Below are 17059 nucleotides of genomic sequence, written 5' to 3' on the forward strand. Positions count from 1 at the left end.
GTGAATGAATCATGATTAACATTGACGCGACAAACCATAAAGAACTTCGCCGTTTTGCACTTATGATGAGCATAGCGATTCCTTTTATATTTATGGCCTTGTTTCCTTGGATTTTCAATCTACATGTGTCTTTATGGCCTCTTTTTGTGCCGTCCGTTCTAATTCCTCTTTCAATAATGGCGCCCTCACTCCTTTATCCTATTTACTGGTGCTGGATGAAGTTTGCTTTGATCATGGGTTGGATTAATACCCACATAATACTCACAATCGTTTTTATCGCTCTAATCTTCCCTATTGGCTTGGTATTACGTATTTTGGGTAAGCTAGAGTACACTCATAAAGTGGATGATGCTAACACCACTTTTTGGAAAAAAAGTAATAACGAAAATGATTTAGAGAGACCTTTTTAATGCTCGACTTTATTAATGATTTGTGGGCTTTTTTAAAAGTTCGAAAGAAAATGTGGCTCCTTCCAATATTTATTATCCTGGCTTTATTGGGCGGACTCGTTGTCGCGACACAACAGTCTTCTTTGGCAACACTTATCTATACACTCTTTTAATAACTCACAGACAAGGTATCCTTTTATTTCTATGGGAAATGATCATCGCGAGCTAGAATCCATTACTGAGCAACTCATCGTTGAAGCCAAAAAACTGATGCAACAAGGTCAGTTTCAACAAGCGAATAGCAAAGTAATTGAAATTCTTGAACGAGAAGCGCATGAAGAAGCGCAATATATTCATTGCGTTTGTTTAAGATATCTTAAGCAAGAAACAGAAGCATTATCTGCTATTGAACAATTAATTGAGTTAAATCCGGGCTATGGTCGAGCCTATCAAGAAATGGGACATTGCTATCGCTCTATGAGTAAAAACTCCGAAGCGTACGGTGCCTACCAAAAAGCTGTGGAGTTTAACCCGACATTACTTGCCAGCTGGAATGCGATAGAACAATTAGCAACATCAACAGAACAAAAAAAAAGTGCACAAACCAGCATTCGTCACTTTTCGGCAATGCCACGAGAACTCATTAGTGTTAATAGCATGTTGCACGAAGGCAAGCTATACAAAGCAGAAAAACTCTGTCGCTCTTATCTACAGCATTTCCCCAGAGATCCCGAAGCCATGCGTTTACTCGCAACATTGGGTGTTAAACAATACATTTTAGACGATGCTGAATTTGTTCTTGAAAGTTGCCTTGAGTTTAATCCTGATTACCAAACGGCACGCATCGATTACATTCATGTACTTAATAAACGGCAAAAGTTTAAGAAAGCCTTTGAGCAAGCGGAAAAGCTATTAGCTTCTGATGATAACAATCCAGTATTCCAATCTGTTTATGCCGATCAATGCGTTGCACTGAACAAGCTCGATCATGCGATTGAGCATTATCAAAAAGCTTTAAATCAGCTACCTCACAGTGAAGGCATTTATCTAATGTTAGGGCATGCGTATAAAACATTAGGAGAAACGGACAAAGCAATTCATGCTTATCAACAAGCCTACAGAATAAAACCTGACTTTGGCGATGCCTACTGGAGTCTTGCAAATCTGAAAACTTATCATTTCGATGAACAACAAATTGACAATATGATTGAACAGATTCAATCTAAAGCTATTCGTCGCGTCGATCAATATCATTTATGTTTTGCTCTTGGGAAGGCCTTCGAAGATAAAAAGAATTTTAAAAAGTCCTTTGAGTACTATCAAAGAGGGAACGATCTCAAACAAGAAGAAACAGCATACAACCCTGATAAAAAAGACGCTGAGTTCGCAACGCAAAAGCAAATATTCACTCGAAGTTTTATCGAAAAAAATAAAGACAAAGGCTTTCCAGCCAAAGATCCTATATTTATAGTTGGTTTACCACGTTCAGGGTCCACATTAATAGAACAAATCTTAGCATCACATTCTCAAATTGATGGCACTTTAGAGTTAGCCAATATTTTGGCTACTGTTTATCAATTAAACGGACGACTTAAACGCGACGAGTCACCCAAGTATCCAGCTATCATGAACGAGCTATCTTCAGACAAGTTTTCTGAACTAGGCAAACAATACATCGATGAAACCAAAATTCATCGTCTCGATGCTCCTTTTTTTATTGATAAGATGCCGAATAATTTTCAACACATCGGGTTAATTAAATTGATATTACCCAATGCGAAAATTATTGATGCTCGACGAAATCCGATGGACTGTTGCTTTAGTGGTTTTAAACAGCTCTTCGCTGAAGGTCAGGAATTTTCGTATGGGCAGGAATCCATTGCCCGCTACTACAAAGGGTATGTCGATTTAATGAATCATTGGCATAACGTTTTTCCAGGAGAAATACTGACCGTTCAGTACGAAGATGTCGTACACAATCTTGAATCACAAGTTAATAGAATTCTTGATTATTTAAATTTAGAATTCGAATCAGCTTGTACCGAATTCCATAAAACTCAACGCTCTGTCCGTACGGCTAGCGCGGAGCAAGTTCGCCAACCCATTTATCGTTCAAGTGTCGAGCAGTGGAAAAACTTTGAGCCCTATTTGACTACGATGAAGACTATTTTACTCAACTAAAAAACTCATCACTCTGTTTAGCTTTTGCCGTTTTTTCAACGGCCATACGAGTTAATACCGGCCCTGTCAATTCAAATAAAACCGTGGTTGCAATAATCACGGTAAGAACAGATTGTCCCACTTGTTCAAAACGCTCTGTTGCCACTAACGCCATTCCCATAGCAACACCCGCTTGGGGCAGCAAGGCAAGCCCCATCCACTGCTGTTCTTTTCTAGAAAGCTGAGCCAGTTTACTACCCAAAAATCCTCCAATATAACGAGCGAGAATACGAAATAAAACATAAAGCCCAGCAAGATAACCAATGGTATCAATGGAAGTAACGTGTAAAGAGGCGCCAGCTACCAGAAAAAATAAACTTAAAAAAGGCCGTTCGACATTTTCAATAGCATGAACAGGTCGAGTGTGATGCGATGCAAAGTTAACGACAACAGCGCCCATTATCATTGCCGATAACAAATGTGAAAACTCAAAATAACGTGCCAGCCCACCACACAACAATACAAATCCCAGAGCTTCAATAACGAGTGGCTCACCTTCTTTTATCCGACCACTTAAATAAGCCATGGGCAATCCCAAAGCAAATCCAAGTATCACCGCGCCGAATATTTCTTTTAATCCATGAAATAAAGCATCACCAACACCGCCATTTCCGGTCGCGACATTAAGAAAAGCCAGAACGACAGAAAATACAATGAGTCCCCAGGCATCATCTATGGCGACAATACCTTGTAATATACGACTAAATCGACTTGGCTTGCCTGTTATTGAGTGTATAACATCTGCGACTGCTGCAGGATCAGTAGCGGCAGCAATAGCGCCCAGAACTAATGCAGGAACCAACGCAATACCCAATACAAATAGACCCGTACTTACGAGTAGAAAAGACAATAAAGTGATAATGATAGAAACCCACAAAACCGGTTTACCGAATTGCTTTAAAAAATCAGAAGTAAAGTTACCCCCTAATAGATATCCAACCATCAACAAAGCAACATCAGCGATAATATTAAACCAGCCATAAAGATTATCCGGAAGAATATCAATTCCAGACCGACCAATGACAAAACCAAAGAGAATCAATAACGTGACTCTTGGCAAAGCCGTACGACGTCCAATACCCTCAACGATTATTGCAAGTAGCAATAAACCGCCAAAGGTCAATAATGTTTCACTGGAAGATTCCATTTGTGCGCGCAAATTCTTAGGTTAAAAGTTAACATGTCTAACTTTAGTCACTTCGAGACATTGATTCAATAACATGACAATGGCTACTTTTGCTATCAATCGCTATTTCGATTATCCTTTTCTATAAAAACGGGACCGAACTATGAAAATCATATCATCGATTAAAGCCTGCATTCTGGGCCTAGCTTGTCTTTCTTTTACCCTATCTGTTCAGGCAAGCGACTTTCTCATACCCGAACTGAAGAAATTTGAACCCTTTGTCGGTCATACTTATAAAGGCGTATTTAAAAGTTCGACACCCGAAAAGCCCATGATAGACATATCTCGTTGGGAACGTCATTTAAATGGAACCGCTATTCGAATTGAACATTCGCTTAATGAAGGAGAATATGGTGGGGAAAGTATCATTTTCTTTGATAGAAAAGCTCAAAAGTTAAGATATTTCTATTTTACAACAGCAGTTTTTTTTACCGAAGCAGATGTCACTTTCGACGGAAATATTTTGATTAGTCGTGAAAAAGTAACTGGGAATCAAAATGGTATTACGGAAGTTAAGTCCAAAGCCTGGTTATTAGACGATGGTTCAATGAAAACTGAGTCTCAATATCTTAAAAATGGTAAGTGGATTCCAGGACACAGTGCTGATTACACACGAGCTCCTGAGGCAAAGGTTATTTTTCGTTAGTAACTTTTATTGATACAAAATTGTTTGTTGAACAACAGTTTCAACAATGCTGTTGGAACTGTTTTCTTATCTATTGATGCCCCCTACTCATACCGGCATAATTACAAAAAGTTTAAATATTATCTTGACCTCATGAGCCAATAAGTTTTTCAGTTATAGTAACTTAAAAGCTATAAAGTAAACCAGGAAAGAAAGAGAATCTTATTTTATGCCATCACTGCCTTTAGTTCTCAGTGGACCCATACTAAGGAGAATAACGCCGACGCAGATAACTTTCTGGATGGCTACGTCGCAAAAAGTAAATTTTCAGCTCACATTAATTCCAGAAAATAACGCCTCCCTTGAAATAAACAAAAAGACGTTAGAAGCAAGCCAACAACAAGTCTTCGCTGGCGAAAAGTTATACTTTCAATTGATTAACATTAATCTAGACACACCTTTGCCAACTGATGAGTGGATTGGATATGATCTAACCCTGGTCATCACAAATAAAAACGAAAAACACTCCTGGCGAGACTGGGCCCCCCATTTAACCTATCCAGGGAAAAGTCATCCCGGTTTTATTTTAAGATCTTGTGTACGAAAAATAATGCATGGCTCCTGTCGCAAACCGCATCATGATAGTAAAGATGGCCTAGTTCGTGTTGACAACTGGCTGGCATCGAATGATATTAAAGACTGGCCGGCAGCGTTAATAATGAGTGGCGATCAGGTTTACGTCGATGATGTCGCGACGCCGATGCTAGTTGCGATTCATCAACTTATTCCTCAACTAGGTATTCCAAACGAATCGTTTATTAATTCAAAAATTGAGAGCTCCACGATTCTGCATACAGCAGAACCTCATTATACACAGCGTGAAAATCTATTACCGACACTCAATAGCGACAAAAATCTGGGCCATCTTATTTTCAGCGGAGCGCGAAAACCTGTTTTTACATCAATTAATGCACAAAATCATTTAGTGTCATTAGCAGAAGTATTAACGATGTACTTAATGGTTTGGTCGCCAGCTTGTTGGAATTTGATTGATATAAAACAACCGTCAAACGTTGATTCAGATCGGTTCGAGAGAGAGAAATGTATTCTGCAAGCTTTCCAAGAAAATCTAAGTCAAGTGCAACGTGTTATGGCAAATATTCCTTGCGCAATGATATTTGACGATCACGATATTACCGACGATTGGAACTTAACCGCCGAATGGGAGCAGGCGGCTTACGATCACCCTTTCTCGAAGAGAATTATCGGTAACGCACTGATCGGTTATTTTATTTGCCAAGGTTGGGGCAATGCTCCAGAGAACTTTACTAAAGAACTCTTAGAGAAAACTCAAAATATTCTCCGTTTACCGGGCGACAAGAAGCATGACGAACTCATTAACACTCTACTCCGCTATCCAAGTTGGCATTATCAATGGAATACGTCACCTCCAATTGTTGTATTAGATACTCGCACCCATCGCTGGCGCTCTGAAAGAAACTTAAACAAGCCGTCCGGCTTAATGGATTGGGAAATGCTGACGGATTTACAACAAAACCTCCTTGGTAAAGAAGCCGTTATTTTGGTCTCTCCAGCGCCAATGTTTGGCGTCAAATTAATAGAGGTTATTCAAAGAGCCTTCACCTGGTTTGGAAAGCCTCTCGTGGTTGATGCAGAAAACTGGATGGCACACCCGGGATCGGCTAATGCGCTGTTAAATTTATTTCGCCACAAACAGACTCCAGAACACTTTGTTATTTTATCGGGTGATGTACACTATTCTTTCGTCTACCAAGTAGAATGGCGTAGTAAGAAAAACAACGCCGATATTTGGCAAATTACCAGCAGTGGAATCAAAAATGAATTTCCAAAAATGCTGTTAGAAGTTCTCGACCGTTTGAACCGCTGGTTATACTCACCCCGCTCACCATTAAACTGGTTTACACGGCGCCGTGCATTAAGAATAATTCCTCATAAACCCAAACCATCAAGCCGCGGTGAGCGACTCGTAAACGCTTCGGGTCTATGTTTAGTTGAATTTAACGAAGATGGCTCACCGCATGAAGTCACACATATTGGTAGTGACGATCAAGACATCATCTTTGAAATCGAAGAAGGCGAAGCGCGCTGGGAGTAATTAAACCCCCAGCTCAATTTTATTAATTAGTGCTTAAACCGCCATCTTCTATGGTCCAATTAAATTGATCGATAATAAATTGGCGAGCGCTTTCTGAGTTAGCAGAATAAGGAACATTACCAACCCTTAATTCCAAGCCATTTCTTAGCTCTAAAAGACTCCACTTATCGAGTAGACTATCATAGTTCCTGGAGGAGAACGCACTATCAATTAAGAAGAAACCAAAGTCATCAACACGACCGACATCCCAAGAGCCAATATCACTATTGAATAAACTAGCCCCCCAAAACATGGAAGACATCGATGTTACCTGACTAACATTCCAATTACTTACATCACTATTAAATCCAACTGCTCCTAAAAACATCGAGCTCATATCTTTAACTTGGCTAACGTCCCAGTTACTCACGTCGCTTTTGAAATTCCTTGCACTACGAAACATTGCACTCATATCTTCTACCTGACTAACATTCCAGTTACTCAAATCACTATCAAAGTTTAATGCCCCACTAAACATATTACTCATATCAATGACACTACCAACATCCCATTCACTTAAATCACTTGAGAATTTTTGTGCACCAAAGAACATACTACTCATATTTACCACTTTATTAACATTCCATTGACTTAAATTACTAAAAAAACTTTTAGCTCCATTAAACATGCCTTCCATATTAGTAACATTACTGACATCCCAATCAAATAAATTAGAGTTGAATAATGTTGCAAAATAAAACATATTTTTCATGTTAGCGACTCTTCCAACTTCCCATTGGCTTAAGTCGCTTATGAAATTTTTCGCACCAAAAAACATGTATTCCATATTGTTCACGTTACTAACATTCCATTGACTCAAGTCACTATTAAAACGCTCCGCATTCAGAAACATATAGGCCATACTTTCAACTCGACTAACATTCCATTGGCTTAAATCGCTGTTGAAACGGTGAGCATTATAAAACATACCACTCATATTAGAAACTTCGCCTACACTCCAACGACTCAAATCACTATTAAAGCTTGATGCATCGCTAAACATACTACCCATATCATTAACACGACTAACATCCCACTGGCTTAAGTCACTATTAAAAGACTCAGCATATGCAAACATATTACTCATATTAGTAACTTTACTTACATCCCAATCGCTTAAATCGCCATTAAAACTCGAGGCCCCATAAAACATTGAGCTCATATCACTAACATTACTAACGTCCCACGAACTTAAGTCACTATTAAAGGACTCAGCATATGCAAACATATTACTCATATTAGTAACTTTACTTACATCCCACTGACTTAAGTCACTTGTAAAATTCTTTGCACCAAAAAACATACTATTCATATTAGTAACATTACTTACATTCCATTCACTTAGATCGCTTGAAAACGATTCTGCATTTGAGAACATTGACTCCATATTGGTCACATTACTAATATTCCACCGACTCAAGTCACTATTAAACTTACTTGCTCTTGTGAACATAGATTCCATATTGGTAACACTATTTACATTCCATTGACTTAAGTCGCTCTCGAAATTACTTGCCTCCGAAAACATGCCCTGCATATCTGAAACAGAGCTAACATTCCAGAGACTTAGATCGCTGGAAAATAGGAAAGCCCTATTAAACATCGATCGCATTGAGACTACATTACTTACGTTCCATAAGCTTAAGTTACTATCAAAACTCTCTGCTTCACGGAACATTTCAGACATATTATTTACATTAACGGTGTTCCATTGACTTAAATCACTTTGGAAACGTTTTGCTTCACTGAACATTGAGCTCATATCATTAACATTACTAACGTCCCACACACTTAAGTCACTATTAAAGGACTCAGCATATGCAAACATATTACTCATATTAGTAACTTTACTTACATCCCAATCGCTTAAATCACCATCAAAATTAGAGGCCTTGTAAAACATTGAGCTCATATCATTAACATTACCAACATCCCACACACTTAAGTCACTATTAAAGGACTCAGTATATGCAAACATCTTACTCATATTAGTAACTTTACTTACATCCCAATCGCTTAAATCGCCATTAAAACCCGAGGCCCCATAAAACATTGAGCTCATATCACTAACATTACTAACATCCCACGCACTTAAGTCACTATTAAAGGACTCAGCATATGCAAACATATTACTCATATTAGTAACTTTACTTACATCCCAATCGCTTAAATCGCCATCAAAACTCGAGGCCTTGTAAAACATTAAGCTCATATCAGTAACGTTACTTACATCCCAATCGCTTAAATCTCCATCAAAACTCAAAGCCCCATAAAACATTGAGCCCATACTCTCAGCATTTGTTAGATTAGGATTATCAGTAGCGCGAGAAACGACATTGCTGCAATTAGAGAACATATTTCGTAAGGTACGCCATTCAATTTCGCCCCACTGATTTAAGCTGGCCAAATGCTCACAGTTGTAGCCAAGTGATTGGTCAAAGTACAGACCTGAAAACTGCCCGTAGATCTTCACCTCATATGTACCGAAGTTTTGATAAATATGCTCCATATTTATGTTTCTCAAATGCTCAATATGACCATCGCCCCAATCAATAAATGCTTCATTAAGACCATTATGAACACCGAACCTGATCGATGGGTTTTCTGGGCTAATTCTCCAGGTTGTAATAAATGGTTCGGTAAGAAGTTCAACATCAACAAAACGAGTAATTTGACTACTATTACCGGAAGAATCAGTCGCCGAATAAAGAATCTCATAACGACCAAGTACATGAGTTTCTACTTCTCCTTCAATTACAACACTTAAGGGACCGTCAAAATTATCAATTGCAGTAGCACCGGGCTCTACAAAGTCATCAAATGCATTAACCCTTAATATTTGCTCGCCTATTAAGAATATATCTGGCGGAGTTGCATCAGTAACAATAACCTCACGGAATGCCTGACTTACGTTACCTGAATTATCTTCAGCGCTATAAATCACCTGATAACTTCCTGGTACGTTTATATCGACATTGCTCATAATATCTACTTCTAAAAAGCCATCAAAATTATCTCTCGCTGATGCACCTTGCTCTATATATTCACTTTCCGTGTCAGTAAAAACTTGGATAGGTCCATTTAAAGTAATCAATGGCGGAGTTCTATCAACCACATTTATATTTCTAGTTTTACTCGCTGAGTTACCAGAACTATCGGATACGGTATAAGTAATAATATTATTCCCGAGCTGATTCGTATTTACAGAACCATTAATTTGAACGCTAAGATCACCCTCAAACCGATCAAATGCCCGCGCACCAGGTTCTTCATAAGTTTCAAATACCTCCAATGTAATAAATGCTGATCCAATTAAGGAGATAGCAGGAGCAAAGGTATCAACTTTTTGAATAGATCGACTTAGAGCAGAGCTGTTACCGGAACTGTCGGTTGCCGTGTAAGTTAATACATCGGTTCCTAGTTTTGAAAGGTCTGGCTCTCCACTAATCTCTACCGAGAGCTCTCCTTCAAAACTATCTTTCGCTAACGCACCTTGCTCGATATAACTGCCTGGCAATTCGATTGATATCTCCGCATTACCAATCAGCTCAATAGTTGGTTTGACAGTATCTACGACATTGACAACACGTAATTTACTTGCGGTATTTCCAGCTTTATCTGTTGCGGTATATTCAATCTCTTGCCGACCCAACAGCAATGGATCAACAGAGCCCTCTATGACAACGTCAATGTTACCATCTCTATCGTCCTCAGCTGTTGCTCCTTGTTCGGTATAAAAGGTTCCTGCTTCGAGGGTAATTACATCATTGCCGTTTAATGTAATCGTTGGAGCTACCTTGTCCCGATTGCCTCCTGATCCGCCACAAGCTGACACAACTAAAATCGTTAGAACTATCGAACAATATTTCACCAAAACAGATTGACTAAAGCATCTATTAAAAATCACTGTATTTTCCTTAATATAAAATCTCGGAAATTCTAACAAATGTGACTTAGTTAACTTACAGAAAAAGCTGTGAATATTAACTATACAATAAGCGGCTTTTATAAGCTTCCAGAAAGCACCTTACTATATTGTAAGGTGAGACTTCTCGATGTCATATCGCTTAGATATATTGCACAACCATCAAGCCGCGGTGAGCGACTCGTAAACGCTTCGGGTGTATGTTTAGTTGAATTTAACGAAGATGGCTCACCCCATGAAGTCACACATATTGGTAGTGACGATCAAGACATCATCTTTGAAATCGAAGAAGGCGAAGCGCGCTGGGAGTAAAACTTCAGAATGCCTTTTATTATTCGATATTTTTATTCAATTAAGACTGATAAGCTTTAGTTTTCTCAAAAATTTCGAGTCGTTTCTGATAGGTAAAATCCCAGATAATTCGAAGACCAATCGTCAGGGATAATGAAACGGGTATCATAGCAACAACTTCCAATGGTGCTAAGGTTTTAAATCCAATAATCCCCATTCCCCAACAAATAAGAGTCCATTGAATCACATATAATGATGTCACTCGTTCACTGCACCAAATCAATGGCCGTCTAATTATGTGTGATATTTTTTGCTGTAGAAATTGATGAATCAGCCATAATGCAACACAATTAATTCCAATTAAATAGAATGCGCCTCCTGGTCCCAAATGGAAAAAATCATTAAAATGATAATCAGAGTCATACATCATTAAAGTCAATCCAGAACCTATAAAACAAACTCCAAAAATCGCCATAACACCGAAGATATTCGATGTTTTCTGACGGTGCTCTCGATACAAAACACCGAATCCTAAGCCAACTAGAATACATGAAATCCATGGAAACACAGGAAAATAAATATTAAAGTGCGCACCCATCAAAATATCCAGGATATAATCGAATACAGGATGTCCAACACGAAAGCCACGAATTTCTGACGACACAACAGCAACTAAGATTGCTAACACAAAGTAGCCTAAAGGTTTTGTAATAACGGCTCTTATCAATGCAATAATCAATAGCGATAATCCAGCCAATTGTAAGATATCTCCGGTGAGTACCAAATAACTCATCTGAGTAAAAGATAGCGGCTCTTGCCAACCATAAGCGCCAATAAATGAATCTGGCATTGTGCCAAAAATATAGATTGGAATAATAAACTTTAATACATTCAGTAAATATCCAAGAAGCAATAAACTAGAGCCACGAATCATTAAATCTTTGAATAATTGACGTCGTGACAACGCCATTGAAAACCCCATAAGAAGAAGAAAAGCAGCCGTACCTTTTCCTAGTATGTGCAGCACCACGCCAACCCATGAGCTTGTCTGAGTTTCAACACTTCCATACATCCAAAGTGTGTGTACCATAATCATAATGACAACACTCAAACCACGAGCAATATCCAATGTTTCTAATCGCCCCGTTGTTACATCAAGCTCTCGCGAATTCAACTCAAAACTCACTCTGTGCCACCTCAAACTCTGAAGTGCAACTATTAACCATTAAATTTGGATTTCTATAGGGATAAATAGGATTATCCAAAACTCCAGCAAATTGCAAAGCACCCGCAGGATCAGTTAAGTCGACCATTTGCAAATTATTTCGTAATTGCAAACGGTTTAAACAAGAGTGCTTGAAGCTTTTTGAAAATAGATTATATCTCTTAAACTTTTCTTTTAACTCTGAATGCTGAGCTTGATAACGATGAATAGCCGTTGCCACTTCTCGCCAAAAAGAACGTTCATCAATTCCTAGTTCTTCAACTAAAATAGCGGACATAAAACGGAAAAAACCATCGAATACATCGGTAAAAATGGACAGAATCGCAATATCATCATCTGTCTTGACGGATATACGCTCAACTTCTTTAGGCAGTATCGTTTCAGAATTTAATAAGCACACTTCTTCCCCTATATCTTTCATAATCGCGCGAATGGGTACGCCCGACTCCATAACAAAGATTAAGTTCTCACCATGTGGCATGAAAACCAGGTTGTGTTGATAAAAGCAATGAATAATGGGAATTAGATAACAACGAAAATAGCTTTGTAACCACTGATCTAATGGGAGACCAGATAGTTTAATTAATTCTGGCAATAACGCTCTTCCTTGTGCATCACGATGCAACAATGCAGCCATCGTCATTAACTGCTGATTATCATTTTTATATTTTAATGGACTCTCACGCCATAGTGCCGACAACATTTTTCGATAAGGAGAATCACCGATAACGTCTGCTTGAAAGTGAGGATGTTGATAACCAATAGCCGCGACTTCTTTTAACATGGTAAAAGAATGACTTTGTAGAAAAACATCCTTCTCTATTAAACGACTTACCCACTGATTTATAGCTGGGGTTACTTTCATATACTCAGCAGACAATCCGCGCATAAACCCCATATTCAAAACCGAAAGAGCGGTTTTTACATAACACTTACTTGGATTCGAACGATTAAAAAACGTTCGTATCGACTGCTGCGCCTGATAGAGATCAGCGGTTTCCGTAAGATAGATCAAGCGATCGTTCGCTATCTCTCCAGCAAAAACTACGGGTAACTTATTATTCCACTGCCACGGATGTACTGGCATAAAATAATAATTGTCCATTAGTAAACTTTTATCTAATAAAATTTTTCTTAACTTATTTAGCAATGTTGGATCAAATTCTTTATGAAGTAATGAATGATAATCCCAACCATTAAGGCTAGAGAAGTGAGCCGCTTCTTTATGCACAGCTACCCAAATAAGACGAACAGGCGAGCCGGCCTCTGGTGCATAATCTAAAAATTCCGTTACGCTAAATCCAATACGTCCATTATTCGCGACAAAGCAAGGATGTCCTTCTGTCATTTCGGACTCTATTTTCTGAAAGTTAAGCGTAGCTAGCTTATCAGAAGGAAGCCTATTTTTACTCCTCTTATATCCAGCACTTGATAAAGTGCTGGATATTTCTTCAAGGTAAGTACCGAGCTTATCTTGAGGTATATTTAGATGATCGTTAAACTCAATAATAAACTCGACAGCATCTAAGTCGACTGTTCGATCGTCCTTAAAGCGCTCAATCGACGCGTCGTCAATCGACCAATGGTCTAGCGCAAGAATTTCTGCATCAAAGAAGTAAGTAACACGGCCGTCTGATGAAGACAATTGAAAGCGAATATAGCGAGATTTTTTCTCTATCATTACAGGTTTTAAAATTCGCTCATGAGAAAATTCCGACAACGCTTTTTTTATTAGCTCTCGATTAACAGCTAACCAAGTCTCTTTATTCAATGCTGCGGCCAAAGCTGACCGCTTATCGCTCTCTTCAACGAGGTCAAACTGATTTCGAGAGCAGGTCGCCAGAAAAGCTACTTTATTTTTTAGCTTTATCTTGCCGTGATGTTGGAAACCGACACGACGATTTAAGTCATGAATTTTATGATTTCGTTCATCCGGCTCTACGACGACACGCTCTACTTGCTTATCAGAAAATAGAAAATGCATAACTGTCTTCATCACGCTGTAAGAAAACCCTTTCACTGTATTTTCGGCTGGTGCTAATAGAAGGTGCATTCCTATATCGCCATTAAAAAGCTGGGTATGCTCAACCAACTCTGATTTTTTAGGATCATATACTTCGAGCAAAAAGGAAGGCTTATCATTAACGTTTCCAACTAAAACTTGTTGGCCTTTCGAACTGAGAACATGGGTGTATTCATTAATAACATCTTGCACGTTAGCATTGAGCATTCCCCAATATTCAGCATAAGGCTGTGTTAACCATTGATGAATAATTTCCGCATCATCCGGTAGTTCTATTTCATATAAGTCAATCTGTCCAATTTTAGTATGCGTAGTAAATTTTGACTGTTTCATTTATTTTTCCTTAACGAATTTACCGCTAAACCGTTTCTATCGATGTGTTCTTGGATGTTATTTCTTCACTAGATGAAAATGGTTGTTCAGTATGAAAGCTCTTGTACAAAACTCGTCGACCATAAAATAGGAAAAAGAGAATTAAAGTAGTTGCTAATAAGCAGGCCGACAAGTAAAAAGGTCCTATTAAGCTCACATTAGACACCAAATAGCCGGTTCCAAAAGATGCGACAATGACGCCCAAATTTTGGAAGACATGCACTTGACTGTAATCACTAGCGTAATCGTCTGGTTTACTGAGTTGGAACAGTAAGACTTCCAAGTTGACGGTCACCTGAAATAACCCCCAGGCATAAATGACTCTTCCCAAAATGAAAGTCTGATCATGCGAAGAACTTTGCACCAAACTACCAACAAGAGTCCAAAGTAATGCCAGAACAATTTTCTGATAGGGACTAAGCCTTTCTTTCATCTGATGATTCAGCCACAACCCGATTAAAGCAATCCAACCCGGAATAGCGTAAACCACTCCCGAAATGACTTTACTATCAAACTGTGAAATTGACTCCCAATACAAGGACAAAAAAGGACGAATGGAAAAAGCAGCAAAATAAAAAAATAATGAGAGAAGACCGAGCTGCCAAACAAAAGGCTTTAGTTGTGGAATCTTTATTCCCAGAGCAATATTCTTGAGTCTTAGCTTCAATCCTACGCTCTTTTTTGATGAAATATTGTCTGTATATTTCATAATTTGAAATCGACGAACTAAATACAAACACACGACCACCTGGATCGCATCACCTAACGCCATAATTAAGTATAAATCTTGTGGTCTCATCCACTCTAAAGTAATCCCTCCGAGTAATGCACCACCAATCGCTCCGAAATGCATAAGAACAGAGAACAAGCCAGCAATATTAAGATGCTTACCACCGTCTTCCAATCGCATGACATAAGGATAAATTAGCAGGTAACTTGCTTTAAACACCAACATGAGTTGTGACAAAATCCAGAACTCTGTTATTGATGATGCGTAATAGCAGGCGATACCCAAAATACAGGAAGCTATTTGAGTATAAATCCAAATGTGTACCTCATTATACCGCTTAGCAATCTGAGCCCAGAAAGGAAACGCAACCATTACCGTAACGCAACAGGCTGCTATGTAATAACCAGTGTGTTCAGGATTGTTGATACCAAATGCCTGACTAAAAAACTGTGGATAAAAAGGCAGTACCATTGAATCACAAATCACCGATACAATGGTCAGTAATATCAAGCTGGCTTTCAAAGACATTCGACACCATCCTGATATTCAATAAGTTGTTCCTTTATTGCTTTTACATCAAATGTTTGAAAAGCAGTGGATTTTTCGATGGAATATATTTCGCGCCCCATGAGCTCCTTCAATAGAATACTATTACGATAACAAGCCATACCTAAATCCGGTGTTACAAAGCCATGAGTATGTAACTCCGCATTTTGTACAAACAAGGATTCATTCCCCTGGTCGATAGAGTAATTTCGGCCCACATCGAATCGACCTTGGTTATCCCAACGAATATGATCAACCATTGGTTCCAGAAAATCAGGTAGCTGATACTGATAGCCACTAGCAGCAATGAGACCGTCGGTGATTAATTCAAAGGCTTCATTTTGTTCTGAATGTTTAAATGTTAAGGTAAGTTGACTATCTTCATTATTTAACAATGAAGACCGGTCATTAGTTGTGTTAACTACTTTGTGTTGGCAACCTACCAACTCAGAGTTTGTTATTAATTTAACCGGAAGCGAATTGCGTAAGTTTTTAATGTACAAAAGATCAAAAATATCATTGATTAATGTACTATTAATTCCTTTGTAAAGATGAACTTGACTAGCGAGTAATTCATCTCTAGTTTTCTCGGGAAGATTAAAAAAATAGTCGATGTATTCAGGAGAAGTCATTTCTAGCGTTAGCTTTGTGTACTCGAGCGGAAAAAATCTCGGAGAGCGCGTAACCCAGTTTAGCTGATAATTATATTTATCAATCTCTTGTAATAAGTCATAGAAAATTTCGGCTGCGCTTTGCCCGCTACCAACAATAGTAATGCTCTTCTTCTCTTGTAGCGCCGCTTTATCAAATAAATATGAGGATGAATGTACAACTTTCTGCTCCACTCCCATGCAAGCTTCTGGGATATAGGGTTTTGGACCGGTTCCTAAGACAAGCTTTCTAGCTTGATACACGTTCCTTTTGTTTGTCTGCGTGCAACGTGTAAATACAGTATATAAAGATGTATTCTCATTATAAGTGACCTTTTCGACAAACGTGTTGAACTGCACAGAAGACAATTGTTGCGAAACCCACTGACAATATTGATTGTACTCTTCACGCATTAAGAAAAAGCTTTCACGAATATAAAATGAATACAACCTTCCATGTTGTTTTGTATAGTTCAAGAAACTGTAAGGACTAGTCGGATCAGCCAAAGTAACTAGGTCGGATAAGAACGGTGTTTGCAACGTAGCATTTTCCAGCATCATACCAGGATGCCAATCAAACGCTTTGTTTTGGTCAATAAACAAAGCGTTGACACCCTCCAGTGGCTCAGTCAATGCAGCAAGGCTTAGATTAAACGGACCTAGCCCAATAGCAATAAAATCGTAATTAGAATGATTCATTT

Annotated in this window: 12 protein-coding genes; 6 read left to right on the top strand and 6 right to left on the bottom strand. The window is 38.5% G+C overall.

All coding sequences use genetic code 11. The features are described 5' to 3' along the window. Window positions 1–11 precede the first annotated feature (11 nt). From FAX86_RS02935 to FAX86_RS02940, 3 genes are read left to right on the top strand one after another with little or no spacing between them, the layout of a single operon-like run. Window positions 12–410: an SxtJ family membrane protein gene (locus FAX86_RS02935; protein ID WP_144391837.1), complete on the top strand. Its 399-nt coding sequence runs from the start codon at window positions 12–14 to the stop codon at window positions 408–410. Then, entirely contained in the window at window positions 410–562 is a 153-nt protein-coding gene (locus FAX86_RS22140; RefSeq protein ID WP_164503438.1) for a DUF5989 family protein, read from the top strand. Before FAX86_RS02935 ends, FAX86_RS22140 begins: the two co-directional genes overlap by 1 nt. A gap of 31 nt (window positions 563–593) precedes the next feature. Further along, complete coding sequence (locus FAX86_RS02940) at window positions 594–2570, top strand: tetratricopeptide repeat-containing sulfotransferase family protein (RefSeq protein ID WP_144391838.1); 1977 nt, start codon at window positions 594–596, stop codon at window positions 2568–2570. Here the strand turns inward: FAX86_RS02940 and FAX86_RS02945 are convergent. Next, window positions 2563–3756 (bottom strand): cation:proton antiporter, encoded by a 1194-nt coding sequence (locus tag FAX86_RS02945; protein WP_144391839.1) that lies wholly within the window; start codon window positions 3754–3756, stop codon window positions 2563–2565. The two genes, FAX86_RS02940 and FAX86_RS02945, sit on opposite strands and share 8 nt — an antisense overlap. A 142-nt stretch (window positions 3757–3898) precedes the next feature. Here FAX86_RS02945 and FAX86_RS02950 point away from each other — a divergent pair, with 142 nt between their 5' ends. Then, entirely contained in the window at window positions 3899–4441 is a 543-nt protein-coding gene (locus FAX86_RS02950) for a hypothetical protein (protein WP_144391840.1), read from the top strand. A gap of 208 nt (window positions 4442–4649) precedes the next feature. Beyond that, the gene (locus tag FAX86_RS02955) at window positions 4650–6557 is read left to right on the top strand and encodes an alkaline phosphatase D family protein (protein WP_144391841.1); all 1908 of its coding nucleotides are present in this window, start codon (window positions 4650–4652) and stop codon (window positions 6555–6557) included. 22 nt (window positions 6558–6579) lie between these two features. Here FAX86_RS02955 and FAX86_RS02960 read toward each other — a convergent pair whose 3' ends face one another. Then, the gene (locus tag FAX86_RS02960; protein ID WP_144391842.1) at window positions 6580–10503 is read right to left on the bottom strand and encodes a BspA family leucine-rich repeat surface protein; all 3924 of its coding nucleotides are present in this window, start codon (window positions 10501–10503) and stop codon (window positions 6580–6582) included. 69 nt (window positions 10504–10572) lie between these two features. On the opposite strand from FAX86_RS02960, the gene FAX86_RS02965 reads away from it, so the two are divergent. Then, complete coding sequence (locus FAX86_RS02965) at window positions 10573–10833, top strand: hypothetical protein (protein WP_144391843.1); 261 nt, start codon at window positions 10573–10575, stop codon at window positions 10831–10833. 40 nt (window positions 10834–10873) lie between these two features. On the opposite strand, the gene FAX86_RS02970 is transcribed toward FAX86_RS02965, so the two are convergent. From FAX86_RS02970 to FAX86_RS02985, 4 genes are read right to left on the bottom strand one after another with little or no spacing between them, the layout of a single operon-like run. Then, window positions 10874–11998 carry a heparan-alpha-glucosaminide N-acetyltransferase domain-containing protein gene (locus FAX86_RS02970; protein WP_144391844.1) on the bottom strand — a complete coding sequence of 375 codons (1125 nt, stop codon included), beginning with the start codon at window positions 11996–11998 and terminating at the stop codon, window positions 10874–10876. Next, entirely contained in the window at window positions 11988–14393 is a 2406-nt protein-coding gene (locus FAX86_RS02975) for a GNAT family N-acetyltransferase (RefSeq protein WP_144391845.1), read from the bottom strand. Before FAX86_RS02975 ends, FAX86_RS02970 begins: the two co-directional genes overlap by 11 nt. A gap of 25 nt (window positions 14394–14418) precedes the next feature. After that, window positions 14419–15690 carry an MFS transporter gene (locus FAX86_RS02980; protein ID WP_144391846.1) on the bottom strand — a complete coding sequence of 424 codons (1272 nt, stop codon included), beginning with the start codon at window positions 15688–15690 and terminating at the stop codon, window positions 14419–14421. After that, entirely contained in the window at window positions 15681–17057 is a 1377-nt protein-coding gene (locus FAX86_RS02985) for a lysine N(6)-hydroxylase/L-ornithine N(5)-oxygenase family protein (protein WP_144391847.1), read from the bottom strand. Before FAX86_RS02985 ends, FAX86_RS02980 begins: the two co-directional genes overlap by 10 nt. Between the last annotated feature and the right edge of the window lie 2 nt (window positions 17058–17059).

It is taken from the genome of Pleionea sediminis (genome assembly GCF_007570825.1).
In the GTDB taxonomy this organism is placed as follows: domain Bacteria; phylum Pseudomonadota; class Gammaproteobacteria; order Enterobacterales; family Kangiellaceae; genus Pleionea; species Pleionea sediminis.